The organism is Thioprofundum lithotrophicum (assembly GCF_055387065.1).
Window position 1 is genome coordinate 1,452,125 of the sequence record NZ_AP042379.1, and the last position, 22,532, is coordinate 1,474,656.

Annotated in this window: 16 protein-coding genes; 5 read left to right on the forward strand and 11 right to left on the reverse strand. The window is 64.0% G+C overall.

The genetic code is table 11. The features are described from left to right. Window positions 1–5: 5 nt before the first annotated feature. From ACZ5BH_RS06835 to ACZ5BH_RS06885, 11 genes are all read right to left on the reverse strand, one after another. A complete protein-coding gene (locus ACZ5BH_RS06835; RefSeq protein WP_464891167.1) occupies window positions 6–1,952 on the reverse strand; it encodes a Clp1/GlmU family protein in 1,947 nt (648 codons plus the stop codon). A gap of 188 nt (window positions 1,953–2,140) precedes the next feature. Continuing rightward, the gene (locus tag ACZ5BH_RS06840; RefSeq protein WP_464891168.1) at window positions 2,141–3,010 is read right to left on the reverse strand and encodes a hypothetical protein; all 870 of its coding nucleotides are present in this window, start codon (window positions 3,008–3,010) and stop codon (window positions 2,141–2,143) included. A gap of 127 nt (window positions 3,011–3,137) precedes the next feature. Next, on the reverse strand, window positions 3,138–3,611 hold the full coding sequence (locus ACZ5BH_RS06845; RefSeq protein WP_464891203.1) for a YbhB/YbcL family Raf kinase inhibitor-like protein: 474 nt from the start codon (window positions 3,609–3,611) through the stop codon (window positions 3,138–3,140). A gap of 79 nt (window positions 3,612–3,690) precedes the next feature. Then, window positions 3,691–4,704 (reverse strand): dihydroorotate dehydrogenase-like protein, encoded by a 1,014-nt coding sequence (locus ACZ5BH_RS06850; RefSeq protein ID WP_464891169.1) that lies wholly within the window; start codon window positions 4,702–4,704, stop codon window positions 3,691–3,693. A gap of 1 nt (window position 4,705) precedes the next feature. Continuing rightward, the gene (gene nifJ / locus ACZ5BH_RS06855; protein WP_464891170.1) at window positions 4,706–8,326 is read right to left on the reverse strand and encodes a pyruvate:ferredoxin (flavodoxin) oxidoreductase; all 3,621 of its coding nucleotides are present in this window, start codon (window positions 8,324–8,326) and stop codon (window positions 4,706–4,708) included. 182 nt (window positions 8,327–8,508) lie between these two features. After that, window positions 8,509–9,708, reverse strand: coding sequence for a DUF3570 domain-containing protein (locus ACZ5BH_RS06860; protein ID WP_464891171.1), 1,200 nt, complete (start codon window positions 9,706–9,708; stop codon window positions 8,509–8,511). Next, window positions 9,695–9,913: a DUF4266 domain-containing protein gene (locus ACZ5BH_RS06865; protein ID WP_464891172.1), complete on the reverse strand. Its 219-nt coding sequence runs from the start codon at window positions 9,911–9,913 to the stop codon at window positions 9,695–9,697. The genes ACZ5BH_RS06860 and ACZ5BH_RS06865 overlap by 14 nt, the downstream gene beginning before the upstream one ends. A 5-nt stretch (window positions 9,914–9,918) precedes the next feature. Beyond that, window positions 9,919–10,428 carry a TlpA family protein disulfide reductase gene (locus ACZ5BH_RS06870; protein WP_464891173.1) on the reverse strand — a complete coding sequence of 170 codons (510 nt, stop codon included), beginning with the start codon at window positions 10,426–10,428 and terminating at the stop codon, window positions 9,919–9,921. 17 nt (window positions 10,429–10,445) lie between these two features. Beyond that, window positions 10,446–11,099 (reverse strand): outer membrane beta-barrel domain-containing protein, encoded by a 654-nt coding sequence (locus ACZ5BH_RS06875; protein ID WP_464891174.1) that lies wholly within the window; start codon window positions 11,097–11,099, stop codon window positions 10,446–10,448. After that, window positions 11,069–11,821, reverse strand: a complete 753-nt coding sequence (locus ACZ5BH_RS06880; RefSeq protein WP_464891175.1) for an SH3 domain-containing protein — start codon at window positions 11,819–11,821, stop codon at window positions 11,069–11,071. Before ACZ5BH_RS06880 ends, ACZ5BH_RS06875 begins: the two co-directional genes overlap by 31 nt. Window positions 11,822–11,988: 167 nt before the next feature. After that, window positions 11,989–14,733, reverse strand: a complete 2,745-nt coding sequence (locus ACZ5BH_RS06885; protein ID WP_464891176.1) for an HzsA-related protein — start codon at window positions 14,731–14,733, stop codon at window positions 11,989–11,991. A 501-nt stretch (window positions 14,734–15,234) separates the two neighbouring features. On the opposite strand from ACZ5BH_RS06885, the gene ACZ5BH_RS06890 reads away from it, so the two are divergent. From ACZ5BH_RS06890 to ACZ5BH_RS06910, 5 genes are all read left to right on the forward strand, one after another. After that, complete coding sequence (locus ACZ5BH_RS06890) at window positions 15,235–16,485, forward strand: hypothetical protein (protein WP_464891177.1); 1,251 nt, start codon at window positions 15,235–15,237, stop codon at window positions 16,483–16,485. Between the two features lie 55 nt (window positions 16,486–16,540). After that, the gene (locus ACZ5BH_RS06895; protein WP_464891178.1) at window positions 16,541–19,123 is read left to right on the forward strand and encodes a LamG domain-containing protein; all 2,583 of its coding nucleotides are present in this window, start codon (window positions 16,541–16,543) and stop codon (window positions 19,121–19,123) included. A gap of 39 nt (window positions 19,124–19,162) precedes the next feature. After that, entirely contained in the window at window positions 19,163–20,746 is a 1,584-nt protein-coding gene (locus ACZ5BH_RS06900) for a hypothetical protein (RefSeq protein ID WP_464891179.1), read from the forward strand. A 100-nt stretch (window positions 20,747–20,846) separates the two neighbouring features. Continuing rightward, complete coding sequence (locus ACZ5BH_RS06905) at window positions 20,847–21,845, forward strand: FAD:protein FMN transferase (protein WP_464891180.1); 999 nt, start codon at window positions 20,847–20,849, stop codon at window positions 21,843–21,845. Between the two features lie 137 nt (window positions 21,846–21,982). Beyond that, a complete protein-coding gene (locus ACZ5BH_RS06910; RefSeq protein ID WP_464888524.1) occupies window positions 21,983–22,516 on the forward strand; it encodes an AraC family transcriptional regulator in 534 nt (177 codons plus the stop codon). Window positions 22,517–22,532 lie beyond the last annotated feature (16 nt).

Here is a 22,532-nt window from a genome sequence, read left to right on the forward strand (position 1 = left end):
GTGAGTCAGCCTGATATCTGTTCTTGATGCTTGGACCCGACGGGCAGAAGCAGACGGGGAAAGCACGCCTGAATCTCGGCAATCACGCTATCCGGATCGTGCTGATAGCGGCGTGAGAAATGGAAGGGCGCCAGCAGCCCGACTTCGGCCGCGGCCGCGATTTCACCGCAGGCCCGCGTGGTCAGGTGGCCGTTGCGATGGGCGTTTTCGGCGTCCCGTAGCCGAAAGGGCGCCTCGCAGAAGAGGGTGTGGGCGTGGCGGGCGAAGTCGACGAGCCGTGCCCGGTTGGCCGGGGTGTCGGCCAGGTCGGTGGCATAGACCAGCCGCTTGCCGGGCTGGATGAGCAGCAGATCCGCCGCCAGCTCGGCAGCGCGGGCTTCGCCGCCGTCGGGCAGGCGGACAAGGGTTTCCGTTTGCCCTGCCTGGATGGCCGTTTTCAGCTCGCCCAGCCATGGGCCGGGTGACAAACGCCGCGCAGCGAGACGATCCTTGCGCACATGGATCTCCTTGCCGGGCTCGAAGGCGAAGGCCAGCACCGGGGTGTGGTGATCCAGTTGCCGGGCGCGGATCCGGAAGCCGGGTTCGTTCCGCAGCAGGCCATCGGGGGCGGCACGATCCTCGAGCCGGCGTGGTACCCCCAACCCGGCCTGCAGGCGATAGCGGTGCAGTGTCTCGCCATGCAGTTCGGCCACCTCGAACACCGGGCCCCGATCGGCGATGCGGTCCCACAGGAAGCTGGCAAGAAAACCGGCGATGTGATCGGCCAGCCCGGGTGGACCGTACAGACGGCAGGGCGGAAAGTCGCCGAGACGCGAGCGCAACAGCCACTGGAAGCCTGCCAGGTGATCCATATGGGCGTGACTGATGAACACGTCCGTCACCTGGTGCGCCAGGCGCGCGGAAAGGCGCCCGGTCTCGCCCAGATCGAACAGCAGGCTGCGGCCGGCATGCCGCAGCCGCAGATGCAGCAAGGGATCGCCGAAGACGCCATTGACCAGGGCGTAGTCGAGTGGGCCGCAGCGGCCGAAGAGCGGCAGCGGTTCAGGGGGAGCCGTGGGTGGGACAAGGGGCGTCATCACCACCCTCTGCTGGCTGACGAAGGGCTCGGCGGAGCCGAGGAGGCCATCGGGTCGGCGTTGGGCATCGCGAACCAGCAGGGCCCGTACCGGTGCGGTCACGGCCGGCACCCGGAGTGTCAGTCGGCTGTCGTCGAGATGCCGCACTTCGCCCAGAGTCAGTGTCCCCTCGTCGCCCATCAGCGCGACCTGCCGGCCTGACCAGGCCGAAGCCTCGCCGCGGGGCGGAGGAGTGCCGAGCACCGGCAGCGCATCGAGGCTGAACACCCGATCTTCGGCCTGGGCAAGCCAGGCATCCCAGATCGCGGTACGTGATCGAGCCCGCGCACGTGCGCCGGGTCTTCGGGCAGCCGCTGCAGGGGCCACGTGCCAGATCGCCCCGGCATGTACCTGCAGATCGGCAAGCAGTGGAATGGCCGCAGGATCGCGAGCCAGGGCCAGTATCTGGGGTTTATCGAGAACCTGGCACAGCGCCTCGACCATTTCCCGGCCAGCCACACCGCGAACCACTCCCGGTCCGTCCACAAGCAGCAGATTTGCCTCATTGCGGCGGGAAAGCAGTTTTTGCAGCGCAAGAATCAGCGGCAAACGAAACCGGCCCGCATCGAGGGTGCACAAGGCCTCGTTATCCAGCAGGCGCCATTTACCGTCTTGCCATGCTCCAAGAGAAACCGTCCCCGGCAGGCCAAACAATGGCGTGCCCGGATCGGCACTGAGGCAACAGCATGATCGTCCCCGATCGACAGCGGAAGCAACCAGTTGTTGCATCAATGTCGATTTGCCGCTGCCGGGTTCTCCATACAGGAGTATCGGGATGGAGCGATTTTCCAGTGTCTCGAAAATCGCATGGGGATCGGTGGGCAGGGTTTGCGTCATGTGCACAGGATGCCGCGCGTTCGTCACGTCGGCAAGTCATTGCCTGGCCGGTCTGGCAAGCAGAGTGCGTGGGAGCGGTTTGCGGGATGTGATGAGGCCTTTTGGGGGTAGGTGGGATTGCGAGGAAATGGAGAGGGCAAGAAAAGGGATGTGAGTAAGTCAGAGGATATTTTGGCGTGTGATTTTCGTCATTGCAGGTTGGCGAGGAATTCGATGAATTTCGTGGCGATGATGCGCCGGCCTGTCTCGTTGAGATGGCCTCCGTCTTCCGTGTAAGTGGGAACCAAAGCATGGTATTCGGCATCGCCTGAAGCGTAGGTGATGCGCGTGCCGTCAGGCCGTGTGGACTCATAACGGGCAAGATCAAAGATTCGATCTGCGGGGTAGCGTGTACGGATCAGCTGGTTGAAGCGATGCCGCTGCAAGTTGTGACCATCCGCGACCGGGTTCTTGCCCAAGAGCGTTTTTGTGAGTGTTTTCCATCTGGGTGGACGAGTGGTCAGTGGCGCTGTCAGGTGAACGAAGCGGATGTCAGGGAACCGGTTTTGCAGCTGTTCCACGGTTTGGGCATATTTCTGGAACAGTGCGTCGACGTCGGTATTTGAATCGAAATCGATGTAGCAGAATTTCATGAAGGCGACATCAGGTTTGCCGCTTTCCACGAATCGGGACATGTGTGTCACGAAGCTGTCGATCTTGGTGAACGGGAAACGGTTCTTCCCGCCGCGGGAATGCGCAAGCCCGTTTTGGGGAATGTCCAGTGTCTTGGCATCTGTGTCGAGCGCCACGATGTTGACGGGGGTGTGGGTATCTTCGGCGAGCAATCGAATGCCGCTGATGATGTTGTTGCCGACCGACTGGTGTTGGAAATAGAACTTTTTCTGGTTGAGTTTCTGCAGCAGTGGTTTGATGTTCATGCTCTCGGTGTGATTCGAAGGCAGGGCGTTTCCATCATTGCAGGCGGTGAGGAATGGCAGGAAAAAGGTGAGAAGAAGCGTGTAATGAATTCGTGTGCGCACCTGTGCCGTAAATGATATGTGGTGCATTGAGACTTCCATGCTTGTCTCCGGGACGATGGATTCCAAAGAAGCCGAGTGGCAGCAGGAAGGTTAACGCGAAAGAGCCTGTCGGGCAATCCGACGTTGGATATACAACAGACGACCGATGTCGGATTCAAGATATGGTTCAGTGGCGTTGGTAGGTTCCCATCAACACGGCTTCGCCGAGGATGTGTCCTTGCATGGCCTGGCGCAGTTCGGCCTTGGTGGGGGTGCCGAGATCGGGCAGGAGGGTGTCGAGGGCGTAGAGCTTGAAGAAGTAGCGGTGGCGGCCGATGGGGGGGCAGGGGCCGCCGTAGCCGGTGCGTTGCCAGTCGTTCAGGCCCTGGCCGGTGCCGGGCGGAAGATCGGCGGGATCAATGGCTTCGGGCAGGCCGGGCGTGTCGGCGGGGAGGTTGTAGAGCACCCAGTGGACCCAGACCATCTTCGGGGCGGCCGGGTCGGGGGCGTCCGGGTCGTCGACGATGAGGGCCAGGCTGCGGGTGCCGGCGGGCAGGCCGGACCAGTGCAGGGGCGGGGAGACATCGGCATCGTCGCAGGTGTAGCGCGCGGGGATGGGGCCGCCGTCTTCGAAGGCCGGGGAGGTGAGGGTCATGCTCATGGCGTTCACCTGAAAGGTCAGCAGAATGAGGGTGAGGATGGTTCTCATGTGGTGGGTCTGGTCGCCGGTTTCAAGTCCCTCAGCGCCAGACGCCCGGTGGCGAGCTGTAGCTGTCGAGCACTTCCACGTAGTTGGCCCGTTCGTAGGCGGCCGGATCCATGGCGTGCTGCTGGCTGAGGCTGCCGCGGAGCTGCGCCACGGAGGCGTATTCCCGCGCTGTCATCCAGGTTTGCAGAAAATCGAGGATCCGGGCGAGGGCCGCCGGGCCTTCCTGCAGCAGCACGCTGCACAGGTGCACCACGTCGGCCCCGGCGAGCAGGGCCTTGAGGGCGTCGGCACCGGTATGGAAGCCGCCGGTGACGCCGAGGGAGAGGTTCACCTTGCCGTGCAGCAGGGCGGCCCAGCGGATCCGCAGCAGGGATTCGTGCGGCCGGGAGAGTTCCAGGCGGTGGGCCACGTCGAGGGTGTCGAGATCGATGTCGGGCTGGTAGAAGCGGTTGAACAGGCTCAGGCCGTTGGCCCCGGCAGTCTCCAGCCGCTTGGCGAAGTGGGCCAGGGCGCTGAAGTAGGGCGAGATCTTCATGTTGATGGGCAGCCGCACGTGACGACGCAGTTCGCGCAGCAGATCCAGGTAGCGCTGTTCGGTGGTGGCGCAGTCCTCGTCGGGATTGGCGGCCAGGTGGTAGGTGTTGAGTTCCAGGGCGTCGGCCCCGGCTTCTTCGAGCATGCGCCCGTATTCGATCCAGCCGCCGAGGGAGGTGCCGTTGAGGCTGGCGATGACGGGGATGGCCAGCCGCGCCTTGAGGGCGGCGAGCTGTTCCAGGTATTCCTCCTGGCAGGTCTTGTAGTGATCGGGCACGGGATGGAAGCCGGTGGCCTCGGCGAAACCGGTCTCCTGTTCGTGCAGGAAGCGTTGCAGGTGGGCCGCCTCGCGATCGATCTTCTCTTCGAACAGGGAATACATCACCAGGGCGGCGGCGCCGGCGTCTTCCAGGCGCAGGGCGTGATCCGTGTCGCGGCTCAGGGGCGAGGCCGAGGGGACCAGCGGATTAGCCAGCCTGAGTCCCAGCCAGGTGGTGGACAGATCGGCCATGTCAGTGCTTCTCCGGTTTCAGGCGGGCCTTTTCGGCCGCGGCCGAGGTGTGTTCGTCCCAGTCCAGCTCGGCGAGCTGCCGGTAGTAGTGCCAGCGGTGGCGCACTTCCTGCTGGGCCTGTTCGGCAAAGCGTTCGGCGGCTTCGGGATGGGTGTGCCAGAGCATGCTGAAGCGGGTCTCGGTCTGCATGAATTCCTTGTAGGGAATGGCGGGCTCGCCCGAGTCCAGGTGCAGGGGAGGGCTGCCCTGGGCGATCCGTTTGGGATCGAAGCGGAACAGCGGCCAGTGCCCGCTCTTGACCGCGATCTGTTGCTGGCGGTGGTTGTGGGAGAGATCCACGCCGTGGGCGATGCAGGGCGAGTAGGCGATGATCAGCGAAGGGCCCGGATGGGCCTCGGCCTCGAGGAAGGCGCGCAGGGTCTGCACGTCCCTGGCGCCGTAGGCCACGTGGGCCACGTAGACGTTTTCGTAGTCCATGGCCAGCAGGGCCAGATCCTTCTTCTGGGTGGGCTTGCCGCCGGCGGAGAACTTGGCCACCGCCCCCAGCGGGGTGGCCTTGGAGGTCTGGCCGCCAGTGTTGGAGTAGACCTCGGTGTCGAGCACCAGGATGTTGACGTCGCGGCCGGCGGCGAGCACGTGGTCCAGACCGCCGTAGCCGATGTCGTAGGCCCAGCCGTCGCCGCCGATGATCCAGACCGAGCGCCGGGCGAACACGTCGGCCAGTTCCAGCAGGTGCCGGGCATCGCTGTGGTCGAGGCGGCCGAGGGCCGTCTTGAGGGCGGCGATACGTTCGCGCTGTGCGTACAGTCCCGCCTCGGTGGACTGATCGGCGTGCAGCAAACCGTCCACCAGATCGGCGTCGAGCCGCTGACGCAGGCGCAGCAGCAGCTCGCGGGCCTGTGCGATCTGCTGATCCAGGGCCACGCGCATGCCGAAGCCGAACTCGGCATTGTCCTCGAACAGGGAGTTGTTCCAGGCCGGCCCACAGCCATCGGGGTTGATGGTCCAGGGCGTGGTGGGCAGGTTGCCGCCGTAGATGGACGAGCAGCCGGTGGCATTGGCTACCAGCATGCGATCGCCGAACAGCTGGCTGGCCAGGCGGATGTAGGACGTCTCGCCGCAGCCCACGCAGGCGCCGGAGAACTCGAACAGGGGCTGCATGAGCATGGCGCCCTTGAGGGTGGTCACCTTGATTTGCCGCCGGTCGTATTCGGGCAGGCCGAGGAAGAAGCGCCAGTTGTCGCGCTCCTGCTCGCGCAGCGGCGCCTGCGGGGCCATGTTGAGCGCCTTGCGGCTGGCGTTGGACTTGTCGCGGATGGGACAGATGTCCACGCACAGGGTGCAGCCGGTGCAGTCCTCGGGGGCCACCTGGTAGGCGATACGCAGGCCGGCGGGGAAATCCTTGCCCCGCACCGGGGCGGACTTGAAGGTGGGCGGGGCGTTTTCCAGCAGCGCCGCGGGGAAGATCTTGCTGCGGATGGCGCTGTGCGGGCAGACCAGGGGGCACTTGCCGCACTGGGTGCACAGCTCGGCGTCCCAGACCGGGATCTCCAGGGCCAGGTTGCGTTTCTCCCAGGCCGCGGTACCCAGGGGAAAGGTGCCGTCGGCGGGGAGTTTGCTCACGGGAATGGCGTCGCCGCGGCCGGCGATGATCTCGCCGGTCACCTCCACCACGAAGCGCGGCGCCTCGGGCGGCACCGGCGGGCAAAGATCGTGCTCGGCGGTCACCGTTGTCGGCACCGCTATCTCGTGCAGGTCGGCCAGGGCCGCGTCGATGGCCCGGAAGTTCGTCTCCACGATGCGCCGGCCTTTTCTGCCGTAGGTCTGCTCCACGGCACGCTTGATGGCGGCGATGGCCTCTTCCCTGGGCAGGATCCCGGCCAGGGCGAAGAAACAGGTCTGCATGACGGTGTTGATCCGCCGGCCCAGGCCGGCTTCGCGGGCCACCGCATAGGCATCGATGGCGTGGATCCGGATGCGTTTTTCGATGGCCGCTTCCTGCAGGGTGCGGGGCAGGCTGTCCCACAGCTTCGTCGGCGGGACGGGTGAGTTGAGCAGGAACACGGCCCCGTCTTTCGCCTTGTCGAGCAGCGGGAAGCGTTCGAGGAAGACCGGCTGGTGGCAGGCCACGAAGTCGGCCTCGCCGTCGCCGATCAGGTACGTGGAATGGATGGGCCGGGGGCCGAAGCGCAGATGCGAGACGGTCATGGCGCCGGCCTTCTTGGAATCGTAGACGAAGTAGCCCTGGGCGTGCAGATCGGTACATTCGCCGATGATCCGGATGCTGTTCTTGTTGGCGCTCACCGTGCCGTCGGAACCCAGGCCGTAGAACACGCCCTGGAAGCTGTCGGCGTGGGCGTCGGTGCGCCAGGCCGGATCCCAGGCAAGGCTCAGGTGGGTCACGTCGTCGTGGATGCCGATGGTGAAGGGGTGTTTCGGCTGACGCTTGTCCAGTTCGTCGAACACGGCCCTGACCATGGCCGGGGTGAACTCCTTGGAGGAGAGGCCGTAGCGGCCGCCGATGACCAGCGGCAGATCGGCGAAGCGGCGGCCGCCGCGGACATGATGGCCGGCGATGGCCGTGAGCACGTCCTTGTAGAGCGGCTCGCCATCGGCGCCCGGCTCCTTGGTGCGATCCAGCACCGCGATCCGCGCGGCGGTGGCCGGCAGCGCCTCGAGCAGCGCCTCGGCATCGAAGGGGCGGTACAGGCGCACCTTCATCACGCCCACTTTCTCGCCCTGGCGAACCAGGTAGTCCACGGTTTCCGCCGCCGTTTCGGCACCGGAGCCCATCAGGATCAGTACGCGCTCGGCCTCGGGATGGCCGAGATAGTCGAACAGCCGGTACTGGCGCCCGGTTTGCGCGGCGAAGCGATCCATGGCGCCCTGGACGATGGTCGGCAGACGGTCGTAATAGGGGTTGACCGTCTCCCGCGCCTGGAAGTACACGTCGGGATTCTGCGAGGAGCCGCGCAGCACGGGATGATCCGGTGACAGGGCCCGGGCGCGATGGGCATGGATCCAGTCATCCTCGATCAGGGCCTTCATCACCGCATCGTCGAAGACCGTGATCTTGGCCACCTCGTGGGAGGTGCGGAAGCCGTCGAAGACATGCAGCAGAGGCACCCGGCCCTCGAGACTGGCGGCGGTGGCGATGAGGGCGAAGTCCAGCACTTCCTGGGGGCTGTTGGAAAACAGCATGCCGAAGCCGGTGCTGCGCGCGGCCATCACGTCGGAATGATCGCCGAAGATGGACAGGGCCTGGCAGGCCAGCGAGCGGGCGGCGATGTGAAACACCGTGGGCGTCAGCTCACCGGCGATCTTGAACATGTTGGGCAGCATCAGCAGCAGCCCTTGGGAGGCGGTGAAGGTGGTCACCAGGCTGCCGGCCTGCAGGGCGCCGTGCACCGCCCCGGCGGCGCCGCCTTCGCTCTGCATCTCGATGACCTGGGGGACTGTGCCCCAGAGGTTGGTCTGGCCGCGGGCCGACCATTCGTCGGCCCATTCGCCCATGGGCGAGGCGGGCGTGATGGGATAGATGGCGATCACCTCGTTGAGGCGATGGGCCACCATGGCAGCGGCCTGGTTGCCGTCAATGGTGAGGGTACGGGCTGCGGTCATGATCTGCCCTTTCTGCCGGCCAGCGGGGCACTGGCGGTTCCGATGTTCAGATTAGGCAAATCCCGGCAAGACGTCCAGCCGATGACGTGATCGGGAGCAGACAAGTGCAATGAACAGGGGAAAGGGAAAGACGACCAGCAGAAGATCCCCTTTTCTCTTTTCCCTTGTATCTTTCCTCCGAATCAATACCAAATCGAAAGAAACGCGCGGATCACCCCGGCATCGAAGGAATACAGCGGTTCCTGACCGGCCGGCCCGCCGGCGGGGATGTTGCGGAAATCCTCGTATTCGAAATTGATCATGTCGTAGAAGAAATTGGCCGAGCCGTCCTCGATGAAGCCCCAGCCGCCCTTGAGGAAGTGATAGGTGATGCCGAAGCCGAGGTTGCGGCTGGTGTAGGTGGAGAGTTCCTTGTCCCGGGCCAGGAAGTTCTGGGCGTCCTGATAGGGAAAGAGATCGCTGTAGAAGTCGGCCTTGGTCTGAGCGTAGAGGCGGTAGCTGAGCTCGAAGGTCCAGCGCTCGCGCCAGGTCTGCACGTAGCCCAGTTCCCAGGTTCTGGCGCGGATCCCCCAGGTGTCGGAGAACAGTCGGTAGCCGCCGTGTACGGCGCCCCGCCAGGGGAGGTAGTAGCGCAGGCGCAGGGCGCCGGCGTTGGAGGTGCGGGTGTTGGGATAGACCTCGGGCTGGTAGCTGAAGCCGATGGGGCTCGTGGCATCGACGTAGCGCACCGAGCGGTAGGGATTGTTGAGATAGCCCTCGTCGCTGATGGTGTCGAAGCTGAAACCCAGGAGGCTGTTCTTGGTGAGGATCTGCGAGACATTGAGCCGCCAGGCCTGCACCTGGGCAGTGCCGACGATCTGGGTGGTGCCGGTGTTCTTGTTGTTGCGTCCCACGGTGTTGTCGCTGAAGCTGTAGCCCAGGGCGACGGTGGTCAGATCACCGAACAGATCCTGGCTGATGGTGAAGCTGTAGGTGTCGGAGACATAGTCGCTCTCGTCGCTGTTGGTGTACGAGAGGCTCAGGGTGCTCTTGCCGCGCAGGTAGTCGATGCTGACCGACTGCTCTGTGCGCTGCTCGGTGTAGGGGCTGGCGTAGGAGAGCACGTCCACCGAGGCGCTGGTGACGTTGTCCACGTAATAGTTGTAGGAGGCCGAAACGCTGGTGCCGATGGATTTGCGCACCAGGATCGAGGGGCCGTTGACCTGCACGCCGCCGCCGTCATAGGCATGGTACAGGGCATCGGCCCGATCCGCGGGCAGGATGGCGCTGCGCAGGCCGAGGCTCCAGCCCAGCAGCAGCGCCAGCAGCAGAAGGCGGCCAGCCCGTGCGAAAAGCCGCCAGGGCCAGTGCTTTGGGGCAATATCCGGGCTAGTTGCAGCCACAGCCACCCCCGGAGGCCACGCCGGCGCCACGGGCGCCTTCCCGCGCTTCATGTACGTGATTGATGTAGCTGGCGGCCACCGGATCCCGCGTGAAGCTCATGATGGGATCGGCCAGGTGAGCCCGTTCGTAGGGTTTGACCCACGGTTCGATGTTGCTGCAGCCGGCAAGGAGCAGCAAGGCAAGGGGCAGAAGCACGCTGCGCATGGGCCTTACTCCCGGATCAGTTTCTTGATCCATTTCTTGTAGATGCGCTCTTCGCCCGGCTTGTAGCCCTTGTGCAGGTAGCGCATGTTGCCGTCACGATCGATGATCACCGTGGTGGGCATGGCGGACACCTGATACAGCTGGCTGGCCTGGTTCTGCGTATCGAAGAGGATGGGGAAGCTGACCTTCACGTCCCTGAGCAGGCTTTTGGCCTGGTTGGAATCTTCCTCCACGTTCACGCCCAGCACGGTGAACCCCAGTTTGCCATAGCGCTTGTGCAGCTTGTCGAGGGCCGGCATCTCCTGGCGGCAGGGGCCGCACCAGGAGGCCCAGAAGTTGAGCAGCACCACCTGGCCGCGGAACTCGCTGAGCTTGAGGTTCTTGCCGGTGTTGGCGGGCAGGGTGAAGTCGGGCGCGGGGCCGCTGATGGCGTCGGCACGAACGCCCGCCGCCGTGGCGAGCAGCAGCATGGTCAGCAGGAGGCGAAACGGGAAGCGGGTAAGCGGAAGGGGCATGATGTCACTCCTGTGGTTCAGAAGAAAAAGGAAAGGCCGGCGGTCAGTTCCAGGTTCTGGCTGGTCTTGTCCTGGCCCAGCACGGCCGCGTCCATGTTGAACACGTGATCCCGGAAATCGATGCGCAGGGCGAAGCTGTCGGTGAACAGCAGGCGGTAGCCTACGCCGAAATTGAAGGTGAAACGGTCGGCACCGGCGAAGCGGGTGCTGCCCACGCCGCCGATGAAATAAAAATCGGAATTGAAGGTGGTATGGCGGGTGGGATAGACCTCCCCGGGGAGCAGATTGAAGCCGACGGCGAGGTTGTAGTACGTCAGGCTGCGTTCCTCGTCGCTGAGGGTGTTGATGCCGGTGATGGCCTCGTAACTGGTCTTGCCGGCAGTGGCCATGCCCAGACTGCCCTCAACGAACAGCCATTCGGCGATGTGATAGGCCAGGCGGGCGCCATAGACGGGACTGCTGCCGAAATCCTCGATGCCCAGGATGCCGGCAAAGGCGGTGACCTCGAAGTCCTCGGTGTCGATGCGTGCCTCCTGGAACTCGCGGCGCTTCACCTCAGGCTGGATCACCGGCGAGAGGGCCTTGTCCTCCGTCGGCTCGGCGGCTGGAAGGGGAAGGGCGGCGCCCAGCAGGAGCGTGCTCAGAAGAAAACGGCGAAACCGGCTTGCCATCCGTTGAGTTCCTCGTTGTTGTCCCGGTCGTTGGTGGCCGAGAAGATGGTGTAATAGTCGTATTCGATGCGAAAGATGAAGCGCCGGGTGAGCCAGGTGCGCAGGCCGATGGCAATATAGCTCATCTGGTTGGTGGTTCGCTCCGGATAGATGATGGTGGCTTTGGGGTTGATCTGGATATACCCGGTACCGAGGCTGAAGAAGGGCGAGTAGCGCCATTCGGGGAAGGGCTGGGCCACCAGCCGCCCGGTGAACGAATACGTGCTGGAGATGTTGCCGAAGGACTGGGCCAGCCCCAGTTCCGCGGAAAGGTTCTTGCTGAAGGCATAGCCACCATAGAGGCCGAGCATGGCGGCGCCGCCGAAATCCCCGCCCGTGGCGCCGATTTCCCAGCGCCGTTCGCTGAAGGCTTCCAGGGTGGTGGTGGCCAGTTGCACCTTCTCGCCGCCGGGGCTCAGGGTGCGTTCGAGCTGATCGCGATGCACCCAGCCTTCCTTGCCCCGCCGGGTGCGAACCCGGAACCAGTCGGTGTGCCGCCGCAGGATGGCGATTTCCTCGCCCCGCTCGGCCACGTGGAACACGGGATAGCCGGCGCCGGGGCCGGTGTGCAGTTCGATGTAGGGGTCGGCGATGCGCACGTATTCGGGCACCGTCTCCTCGGCCCGGGATATCGTCGTGACCCACAGGGCCAGGATCACCAACCAGAGAATTTGGATTCGCATGATGTATTTGCCGCGGTTCGTCCGGTGCCCCGGCAAAACGACCTTTCATCGCAGTGTTGTCTGTTTTCGTCCGGCGCGCCAGCTTCCCGGACCTCCGATTCCCGGTGATTATACCGGGAATGCAGGGCCGGAGCGTGCACCAGTCCGTATCTCGGCTACCTGGCCGTTCAATTGGTGGTGGTGGGCACGCCGGGGTCGAAGGGGTTGTTGTAATACTGGGCACCCAGATCCAGCCATTCGGCAATGAGCCTCAGCTCTGCCTCGGTGAGCCAGCCCGAATGATCCGTGGTCCCGGTGAGAGGGCGGCCGGCATTCAGTTCCGTATTGGTCATTTTCTCCATGAAGTAACTGGCGCGGGCGCCATTGACGGACATGACCGGGGCTACAGTGTCCGGAACCAGGACGGGGGTGCCATCTGGGTTGAGGGCGCCATCGGGACTGGGAACCATGACAACCTGAAGCTGGTTGCCGTTGAGTTCCAGTCGTTCGTGTGGGAAAAGCAGGTTGAAATAGGAGAACACGCGTCCGTTACTTGTGGTGGCGTTTGCAGGATAAAAGGCAGGAAGTGTCATGGCTGGAGTGACATCCAGATTTAGTTGCCCAGCAGGTACCTGAGCTAACGACGGATCATTGGGGTTGACGCTGCTATGGCAGGTTGTACAAGTGCGATTGACGCCGCCGGCGTCCGTGCGCGGTGCTGACCAAATGGGTTCGATGTGCTGCTCGTAGTTGATGATGATCCGGCACAGATGGCGCCGATCGGGTGCCACGCTGCCATCGAGACAGTCGCTGACCAGCGGTGGCGGGGTAGTCAGGTCCGCATAGGCGAGCTGGATTCCGGGGTTGGGCGTGTTGCCGCCGATGTAATTGTTCCAGTAATCCTCGTAGAAGAGATCGAAGCCGGGCTCGGCGCGATAGACGCTGGGCGTGGCGTTGGCGGCGGAGTCGCAAGTGCCGACTTCGACGATGCAGCGGTTGTAACGCGCCTGGGCCATGGTTTCGCCCGGCAGGAAGAAGATGCTGGGGTTGGTGTTCAGGGCGGTGGCGTTCCAGTTGCCGGGATTGATGCTGGCCGGGCCGGCGCCCTTGCGCCCGTGGGGCAGGGGGGTGCTGCCATCGTTGGGATGCTGGTGGCAGCCATTGCATTCGAGGGTTTCGCCGGGCGGAACCTGAATCCAGTGGCGGTGCCGGGCGCCGATGCGCCGGCCGGCGGCGTCGAGCACTTCGAGGGTGAAGGGAACGTTGGCCGGCACCTTTACCAGTACCGAACCGTCCGGCTCGATGGGTGCGTAGCCGAGGATTTCACGCATGCCCAGGTTGCGGCGAGGGCCGAAGGCATCATTGGTCAGGTTGGGAAAGCCGGCATCGGGATCCCCCAGCGCCACGGGTTTGACGAGGCGCAGGAAACGGGCTGGCCGGCTGGCGGCGGGCGTGCTGCTGGCGGCCAGGTCGGCCAGACTGGCCATGCCGCTGCCGTAGTCGAAGAATGTTCCGTCCATGTCGTAGATGCTGCGGATGTGCAGCAGTCCCCAGTTGTCGGCGGCAAGAATGGTATCCGCTGTCTGCCCGGCCGCGACGCTGGGTCGGCGGCGGGGCTGAACCGCCACCACGTCGGTGTACATCATCCCGGCTTCCGGGGGAATGACAAACTTTTCGGTGCGTTGGCCCGGATCGTACATCCAGATGGCATAGGCGGGCGGGGCTTCCACGGCGGCGGGATCGGCGAGATTGGCCGGGGTGCAGGGCACCACCTGGTTGCCAATGGTGACCTGGCAGAAACCCTTGCTGACCAGAAAGCGGCCGCTGCCGTCCCACAGGGGAAAGGCGTCGTGATAGCGGCCGCCGGGCGAGGGGCTGCCGTCGGTGGTGATGAGGCCGCTGCCCAGGGATTGCTGGCCACCGCCCTGCGTGTTGCCGGTGAGCGTGCGGTCGAAGTCCACGTGCCCGCCAATGTTGATGCGCCACAGGTCGCCGCCGCCGAAGGTGCCGGTGAGCGGCCGGGCAATGACGGCGATGCTGCCATCCGGCAGTTCGCGGGGCCGGGTGAACTGGATGGTGGCCCCGCCGGTGCCCGTGGCGTGACTGTGGGCGCCATACACGATTTCCTCGTCGCCGCCACTGGGGCTGACCCGGTAGAGGCTGAAACCGGTGTCGTTGCCGCTGGCGTTGTCCCAGCGGGTGTAGAGGATGTCGCCGCTGGAGAGAACCAGCGGATCCAGATCGTGGCTGGGGTTGAAAGTGATCTGTCGGAGATTGGCGCCGTCGCTGTCGACCACGTGCAGGGTGAAGGCCAGGGTGTTGCGGTCTTCGTCGAGGGCGAGGAAGCCGGGTTTGCCGGAGTTGTTGCGAGTGCCTTCATTGGCGCGCAGGTTGAAGGCGGTCGCCTGGCGGTTGGAGGCGAAGACGATCCGCCCATCCGGCAGATAGCGGGGGGCGATGTCGTCACCGCCATCGGGATTGGTGGTGATGATCTGGCGCAGGATGCCGTTGGCGATGTCGTATTCGTACAGGTTCCAGGTGGGATCGGGGTTGGCGTTGGTGGGGGCCAGGCGCAGGCTGAACACCAGCTTTGTGCCATCGAAGGAAACGTCCACGTCACGCACGTCGCCGGCGCCGCCGGTGATGGCGGCGGTGATGTTGGTCTCCGTGGCGGTGCTGGTGGCCCGATTACGGAGGTAGAGATCGCCACCCGTTCCGGCATCGGCAGCCGGGTCCTGCAGATCCGCTTGCAGGGGATTGCCGTTGTTGTCGACGGGCACCGGCCGCTTCACGTAAGCGATGGGGTAGTCGATGATGCCTGGATCGGGGCCTTCCGTGCCGGTACCGCCGCCGCAGCCGGTCAGTCCGAGTGAGACGAACAGTGCGGCAAGGACTGTCAGGGAGCGAGTGAGTCGGGTCTGGGGAAGGATCATGGTGCTGGCGACTTCGTATCGGTTTGGACCGCAGGAGGAATCCGCAACGCCGGGCCGGGACTGGCGTCTGCCTTCCTCGGCGAGGGAAGGCAGGGATTCCGGAAAAATCAATATCGAAATTGTGTTTATGCTTATTACCTAGGAAATAGCCTCATCCAGGCTTGTCGTCCTGTACGGGGGAAGTCTAAACGATCCTTTTGCGGCCGGTGGTGACGAATTGTCCAAAGTGTGAAGGCCGTCATGTCTGCGAGGTGGCGATACGGGCAACATGGCCGCTACAATCAATACAAAAACGGGCAATGCTTTCTGTATGGCAGGTCCAGCAAGGCTTGTCGAAGGGCAGAACCCGGCAAATCCAGGTCGATTGAGCGGTCAATATCTCACATCGCACAACCATGCAGCCTTGCCGGTTGACGAGGTCAGGATAACGCCTCCTTCCGCGGTGGCGCCAATCCGAAAGCAACTGCAAGGACATCGTTACCCCATCTCATGAGCCAAGCCATGCACATCGCCAAGCACCCGAACGCCCGTCAGCGTGTTCGCCGTCTCCTCTGCCTGCTGAGCGCGGCCAGCCTGGCCTTCGCCAGTCTCGCCGCCAGCGCCGGTGAACTCGAGCGGCGCCAGGCCAAGCGGATTTACGATCGACTCGCCGGCGTGCCGCCGACCAATGCCGAGCTTCAGGCGATGGAAGACGCCATCGTGAACGGCAATCCGGAAACGGCCGCCGATCTCGCCATGCAGAATCCGGCGTTCTACAACGTCACCCTCAAGAACTTCATCACCCCCTGGACCAACGAGGAGCAAACCGTCTTTGCGCCATTGAACGACTATACCGCCACGGTCATCGGCATCATTCGTGATGACATCGACTTCCGGCAGATACTGAGCGGTGACGTCCTCTATGTGGGAGCCAATGTCAGTCCGGCCTACAGCACCGCCAGCAATGCCCATTACGAGGCCATCGAGAATGCCCACCTGAATCTCGGCGATCCGAATGTGCTGGTGCCGGTCTCTCAGAGCAGCGTTACCGGCTTGCCGGCGGGCGCAACCGCCGGCGTGCTCACCACGCGCGCGGCGGCCCGCGCCTTCTTCGTCGATGGCACCAACCGGGCCATGTTCAATTTCACGCTGCTCAACCATCTGTGCATCGACATGAATGCCATCAAGGACAGCAGCCGGCCTTCCGATCGCATCCGCCGTGACGTAACCCGCAGTCCGGGCGGCGACAGCCGGATCTTCATGAACGCCTGCCTGGGCTGTCATGCAGGCATGGATCCGATGGTTCAGGCTTTCGCCTATTACGACTGGAATTACACAACGGATCCGGATGCCGGGATGCTTGATTTCAATGTCAATCCGGAAATCAATGGCGCCTCGGGGGAAAACACCCGGGTCCAGACCAAGTATCACATCAACGAGAACAACTTCAAATGGGGTTACCACACGCCGGACGACAGCTGGTCGAACTACTGGCGGCGGGGGCCGAATGCGGCCCGCTTCGGCTGGGGAACCTGTCAGGGCACTCTTGACCAGAACGGGGTCTGTCACGGCCAGGGCGCCAAGAGCCTGGGCGAGGAGCTGGCCAACACCGAGGCCTTTGCCTCCTGCCAGGTCGAGAAGGTGTACAAGGCGGTCTGCTTCCGTCCCCCCAGTAATGCCGAACTGGCCGGCACGGTGGCGGAGTTCAGGAACAGCGGATATCGGCTGAAGCGGGTCTTTGCCCGAGCGGCCGTGGACTGCATGGGCAATTGAGCAAACACGGTCAACCACCGCGGCTAGGCACGCAGGACTTCGGGAAACAGAGACGATGAACAAGACACAGAGCAATCCGTTCGTGACCGCCATTGCCGGCATGCGCCGCAAGACGGGTAGCGTCATCGGCATCGGGCTGATCGCCCTGTCCGGCCTGCTGGCCGGGTGTGGCGGTGGCGCGACCACCGAGGTCAACCCCGATTTGGGCAGTGGTGCGACCGGCTATTCCGGGCCAGCCGCCCAGAACCAGAGTGTGCTCAACTTCCAGACCGAGCTGTGGCCGCACCTGAAGGACAACTGCGGCAACTGCCATGCCCCCGACACGCCAGCAAACCAGGAGCCCTACTTCGCCCGCAACGACGACGTGAACCAGGCCTACAATGCCGCCATCACCGTGGCCAACCTCAATACGCCGGCCTCGTCCAGGCTGGTCATCCGGGTCGGCAATGGACACAACTGCTGGCTGGCGACCGACAGCCAGTGTGCCACCATGATGACCGACTGGATCACCAACTGGGCCAATGGCGGTGCCGGCGGCACCGGCAGCAGTGGGGGGGGCGGACTGGTGCTGAGTGCGCCCACCTACCGTGAACCCGGCGGTTCCCGCGCCTTCCCTGCCGATTCGTCCGCCTTCGCCAATACGGTCTATCCGCTGCTTGCGCAAAACTGTTCCGGTTGCCATTCGGAAAGCGCACCGGCGGCGACCCGGAATTCACCTTTCTTCGCCTCGCCAAACGTGGATACGGCCTATGCCGAAGTCAAGCCCAAGATCGATCTTGGCGACGGCGACATCGATCCGAATACGCCGATCAGCGCCAAGGTTGCCACCTCCCGGCTGGTGGTGCGCCTGCGTGACGAATTCCACAACTGCTGGTCCACCTGCGACGCCGATGCCCTCGCCATGCGCAATGCCATCATCGCCTTCGCCGGTGGCATCCAGGCCACCGGGCTGGATCCGGCCAATCTCACCGTCAGCGGCGCCCTGCGTCTGGGCGAGGGCCTGCTCGATTCGGGCAGCGGCCGGGACGAGAGCAACGTCATCGCCCGCTGGGAATTCAAGGAAGGCAGCGGACGGGATGTCATGGACCTGAGTGGCGTCGGCACGCCGGTCAATCTTACCCTCAGCGGCCGTTACGAATGGGTGGGCGGCAACGGCGTCCGCTTCCTCGGCGGTCACGCTCAGAGCCTCGGCAATGCCGGCAAGCTGTACGACATGATCGCCGCTACGGCGGGAGGAACCGGCATCGATCAGTATTCCATCGAGGCCTGGGTTATTCCGGATAATGTGAGTCAGGAACAGGCCTACATTCTCAGCTATTCCTCGGGGGATGTGGCCCGCAACATGGGGCTGGGCCAGCACACGACCTATTACGAGGTGCTCAACAATTCCAATACCACGGACGGGACGCGGGGCACGGCCCTGTCGACCATGGATGCGGCAGATGCGAATCTGCGGGATGCCGTCAAACCCAATCTTCAGCATGTGGTCGTGAACTTCTCTTCGTCGGGCCGGGAGATCTATGTGGATGGCCAGTTGATCCATGCCGACAACACCACAGGTGAGACACTGAGCGGATGGTCTCGTGATTATCTGTTGACATTGGCAGACGAGGCGGCGGGCATGCACACCTGGCAGGGCGTGATGCGTTTTCTTGCCATCCGCAACCGGGTGATGACGCCTGCGCAGATCACCCAGAACTTCGATGCCGGCATTGCCGAGAAACGCTACCTGCTGTTCTCCGTGGGCAATCTGGACGGGGTGCCCGACAACAGCTTCATCCTGATGGAGGTCAGTCAGCTCGACGACTACGCCTACCGTTTCTACCGTCCGGTGTTCATCAACCTGGATGGCAACTGGACGCCTGCCACGGGGATTCCGATCAAGGGATTGCGTATCGGCATCAACGGCCATCTGGCGCCGCTGGGGCAGGCCTATGCCTATCTCGATACCACGGTGGATAGCGCGAACTACACGGCCGGGGCTGGACAGGTGCTGAGCGACATCGGCACCATCATCCCGGTGGAGAACGGCCCCGACAGGGACGAGTTCTTCCTCGCTTTCGAGACCATTGGCAATGTCGGTACCGCCTTCGTTGAGAACGAACCGCCGGCGCCGGCGCGGCCGGAACCGGCCCCGGCCAGTGCCATCGGCCTGCGCACCTTCGAGGAAATCGACGAGAGCATGTCGCAACTCACGGGGGTCCCCAGGGCGACGGTCGCTGGCGTATACGATACCTACCGTCAGCAGTTGCCGTCGGTGGAGAACATCGAGGCCTTCGTCACCTCTCACCAGATGGCCGTGACCCAGCTGGCCCTGGCCTACTGTGACGCCCTGGTGAACGATGCCTCCCTGCGCAGCGCTTTCTTCGGCGGGTTCGATTTCAATGCGGCTCTGCCTGTGGAAGGCAGCCGCCAGGGGCTCATCGATCCCCTGCTCACGAAGATGCTCAACGTCGCCGGTGCCGTGGAAGTGACCAGCCAGCCGCCGGCGACAAACGTGGGCAGCGAGCTGGACAGCCTGATGACGAAGATGTGCGGTGCCGACAGCAGTACGTGCACCACGGGGGCACGTACCCGGGAAGCCGCCACGGCCGCCTGCGCCACCATGCTCGGCAGCGCCACCCTGCTGGTTCAGTGAACCGGCGAACGACCAGACAAGCCTGAGGTAAACGCAATCATGGCCAGGAAAACCAAAGCACTGCCCGTCGATGCGCCGCTGCTGCATCCGGATCATGCCCGACCGATCACCCGGCGCGACTTCCTGCGTCAGGGACTCATCAGCGGTTCGGGGGTGGTGATGACCGGCAGCCTGCTGGGCGGGTTGCTGCATTCGCCCCGGGCGCGGGCCCTCAGTCAGGACATCATCGACATGGCCAATACGGCGGGTTGTGATCTCGGCAGCACGGGAGGCACCATCCCCTTTATTTGCTTCGATCTGGCCGGTGGGGCCAACATTGCCGGGTCAAACGTGCTGGTGGGGGGGATGGGCGGTCAGGCCGATTTTCTCAATGCCGCAGGATACCGCAAGCTGGGGTTGCCGGACGACATGCTGCCCTCGAGCGATCCCGCCTTCATCGATGCCACGCTCGGCCTGCTGTTCCACTCGGACAGCGCCTTCCTGCGGGGCATCAAGACCGCGTCGACGGGAACGGACACCGGCACGCCGGCGTTTTCCGGCAACGTGGACGGGATTGTGATCCCGGCCCGCTCCGGCAATGATACCAACACCAATCCCCACAATCCCATGTATGGCATCGCCAAGGCCGGGGCCGTGGGCAAGGTGGTGACCCTGATCGGTTCGCGCAACACCGATTCGGGTGGCAATTCCATTGCGCCGGCCATGCTCATGGATCCGGAATTGCGCCCCACCAAGGTGGATCGGCCCTCGGACGTGACCGGCATGGTGGATACCGGCAGCCAGAACCCGGTGCTGGCCAATGATGACGTGGTTCGGGTAATGGAATCCATGGCCCGAATTTCCGATCAGAAACTGGCCAACCCGTACGTCGACACCGGCCTGTCCCGCGATCAGGACATCAAGAACCTAGTGCGTTGTGGCTACGTGGGCGCGGCCAACATCGCCGAGCAGTTCGGTGGTGCCGGCAGCATCGATCCGCTCGATGATCCGGACATTCAGGCGATCTTTGCCAATGCAGGCGTTGGCCTGAATGACAATTCCCGCACGGCCCGCGAACTGCGCAAGACCGCCTCGGTCATGAAGATGGTGATCGATGGCGGTGCCGATGGCGTCAGCTATGCGGGCGCCGGCACGGTGGCCATGGGCGGTTACGATTATCATACCGGCGATCGGAGTACCGGCGAGCAGCGCGATTTCCTCGCCGGCCTGTGCATGGGGGCCTGCCTCGAGTATGCCCGGCGCAAGGGCAAGCCGCTGATGCTCTACGTCTTCTCCGATGGTTCCCTGTCCAGCAATGGCACCGTGGACAATTCGACGGAAGGCCGTGGCAAGGGCGTCTGGACGGGAGACAATTCATCCACTGCCGCTTCGTTCTTCCTGGCCTACCATCCCAGTGGCAAGCCGCAACCCACCATCCAGGGACGGCAACTTGGCTATTTTACGGCCGATGCCTCGGTGGTCACCTCTTCAAGCCCCGCGGCCAACAATGTCAACCTGCTGGTGAACACGGTGATCCTGAACTACATGGCCCTCAACGGCATGGCCGGCCAGTTCGAGATCCTCTTTCCCAATCACGGGCTCGGCGATATCAACAACCTGGTTGCCATTGCGCCGCCGGCCTGAGACGATTGGCGCAGGCAGACCGGGGGCCGGCCACCGCCCCGGGTTTTCGCCTGTCGTGCGACCGGACAGGCCTTTCCCTCTATTCGACTGAAGCCGTTTCATGCCCTTGCGATTGTTGCTGGTGATGTTCTGCGCGGCGTTGGCCTCTCTGGCCCGGGCCGGCTGGCTGCACGACGAACGGGCGATCATGGGCACCCGGATCGCGGTGTCGCTGTGGGCGGAGGGCGAGACCGAAGCCCGGTCCTGCATCGGCCGGGTGATGGACGAAATGCGTCGGGTCGATGCCCTGATGAGCCCCTTCCGCGACGACAGCGAGCTGGCCCGGATCAACGGGGCGGCCGGGCGCGCGCCGGTGGCGGTGAACGCGGAACTCTTCGGGCTGATCCGCCGGGCCCTGCGCATTTCCGCCCTGACCGGCGGCGCCTTCGACATCACCTTCGCCAGCATCGGCTATCTGTACGATTTCCGCGCCGGGCGCCATCCCGATGCTCGCAGCCTGGCCACGCACCTGCCGGCGGTGGATTGGCACAAGGTGCGCCTGGATGCCCGGGCCCGCTCGGTGTTCCTGCCGCAGCCGGGCATGCGGATCGATCTGGGCGGCATCGCCAAGGGCCATGCGGTGGATCGGGGCATCGCCATCCTGCGGGAGTGCGGCATCCGCTCGGCGCTGGTCAGCGCCGGGGGCGACAGCCGGATCCTCGGTGATCACCACGGCCGGCCCTGGATGATGGGCGTGAAAAACCCCCGCCAGCGGGACGGCATCGCCGTGGTCCTGCCCCTCAGCGACACGGCCATCTCCACTTCCGGCGACTATGAACGGTATTTCATCGAGGACGGAAAGCGCTACCATCACATTCTCAGTCCGCGCACCGGCCAGCCGGTTCGGCACACCATGAGCGTGACCGTGCTCGGTCCCGATGCCACCACCACGGACGGGCTGTCCACCGCATTCTTCGTGCTCGGCCCGGAGAGGGCGCTGGCCCTGTGCGAATCGTTGCCAGGCGTCGAGGCGGTGATCATCGATGCGCGGGGCCGGATGCACTATTCTTCCGGCCTGATGCCCCCCCAGCGGCCGGAAACGCCTCCAGCGGCGCCCTGAGGCAGGGTGTTTTGTGACAGGGATAACATGACGTCGAGGAGATTTGCTGGTATCGTCCTTCGTTGCCCCCTCGCCGTGAATTTTTCCAGCGAAAACATCAAGATATTGCTCGCATTCCGAACCTGCAGGTTATCCGTGTGAAGAAAATCGCTCTTGTCTGGCTGAGTGCCCTGCTGAGCCTTGCTGCCGGCAGTCTCCCGCTGCATGCGGCCGAGGAGGGTGAACAGGCCGCCCTCAACGAACGCATCCAGGATCTGAAAAAGGAAGTCCTCGATCTCAACCGGGATCTCTTCCTGCTCGAGGAGGATCTGCTGTTTCCGGCCAATACCCAGTTCAGCGTGTTCCTCTCGATGGATGCCGGCAAGCTGTTCCAGCTCGATTCGGTGAAGCTGAAGATCGACGACAAGCTGGTGGCCGCCCACCTCTACACCGAGCGGGAAGTGGCCGCGCTGCGCCGGGGGGGGGTGCAACGGCTCTACGTGGGCAATCTCGCTTCGGGCAAGCACGAGATCGTGGCCTTCTTCACCGGCAAGGGCCCCCAGGGCCGAGCCTACAAGCGGGCCACCACGGTGGTCATCGACAAGAGCGAGGATCCCCAGTTCATCGAGCTGAAGATCCTCGACGACGCCACCAAGGAACAACCCCAATTCGTCGCCAAGGTGTGGGAATAGACAAGGATTTGCGGGA

Excerpts from the sequence above, each read along its gene's own strand:
- ACZ5BH_RS06835 (WP_464891167.1), bottom strand. The coding sequence starts at position 1,952 with ATGACGCAAACCCTGCCCACCGATCCCCATGCGATTTTCGAGACACTG.
- ACZ5BH_RS06840 (WP_464891168.1), bottom strand. The coding sequence starts at position 3,010 with ATGGAAGTCTCAATGCACCACATATCATTTACGGCACAGGTGCGCACA.
- ACZ5BH_RS06845 (WP_464891203.1), bottom strand. The coding sequence starts at position 3,611 with ATGAGCATGACCCTCACCTCCCCGGCCTTCGAAGACGGCGGCCCCATC.
- ACZ5BH_RS06850 (WP_464891169.1), bottom strand. The coding sequence starts at position 4,704 with ATGGCCGATCTGTCCACCACCTGGCTGGGACTCAGGCTGGCTAATCCG.
- nifJ (WP_464891170.1), bottom strand. The coding sequence starts at position 8,326 with ATGACCGCAGCCCGTACCCTCACCATTGACGGCAACCAGGCCGCTGCC.
- ACZ5BH_RS06865 (WP_464891172.1), bottom strand. The coding sequence starts at position 9,913 with ATGCGCAGCGTGCTTCTGCCCCTTGCCTTGCTGCTCCTTGCCGGCTGC.
- ACZ5BH_RS06870 (WP_464891173.1), bottom strand. The coding sequence starts at position 10,428 with ATGCCCCTTCCGCTTACCCGCTTCCCGTTTCGCCTCCTGCTGACCATG.
- ACZ5BH_RS06875 (WP_464891174.1), bottom strand. The coding sequence starts at position 11,099 with ATGGCAAGCCGGTTTCGCCGTTTTCTTCTGAGCACGCTCCTGCTGGGC.
- ACZ5BH_RS06880 (WP_464891175.1), bottom strand. The coding sequence starts at position 11,821 with ATGCGAATCCAAATTCTCTGGTTGGTGATCCTGGCCCTGTGGGTCACG.
- ACZ5BH_RS06885 (WP_464891176.1), bottom strand. The coding sequence starts at position 14,733 with ATGATCCTTCCCCAGACCCGACTCACTCGCTCCCTGACAGTCCTTGCC.
- ACZ5BH_RS06890 (WP_464891177.1), top strand. The coding sequence starts at position 15,235 with ATGCACATCGCCAAGCACCCGAACGCCCGTCAGCGTGTTCGCCGTCTC.
- ACZ5BH_RS06895 (WP_464891178.1), top strand. The coding sequence starts at position 16,541 with ATGAACAAGACACAGAGCAATCCGTTCGTGACCGCCATTGCCGGCATG.
- ACZ5BH_RS06900 (WP_464891179.1), top strand. The coding sequence starts at position 19,163 with ATGGCCAGGAAAACCAAAGCACTGCCCGTCGATGCGCCGCTGCTGCAT.
- ACZ5BH_RS06905 (WP_464891180.1), top strand. The coding sequence starts at position 20,847 with ATGCCCTTGCGATTGTTGCTGGTGATGTTCTGCGCGGCGTTGGCCTCT.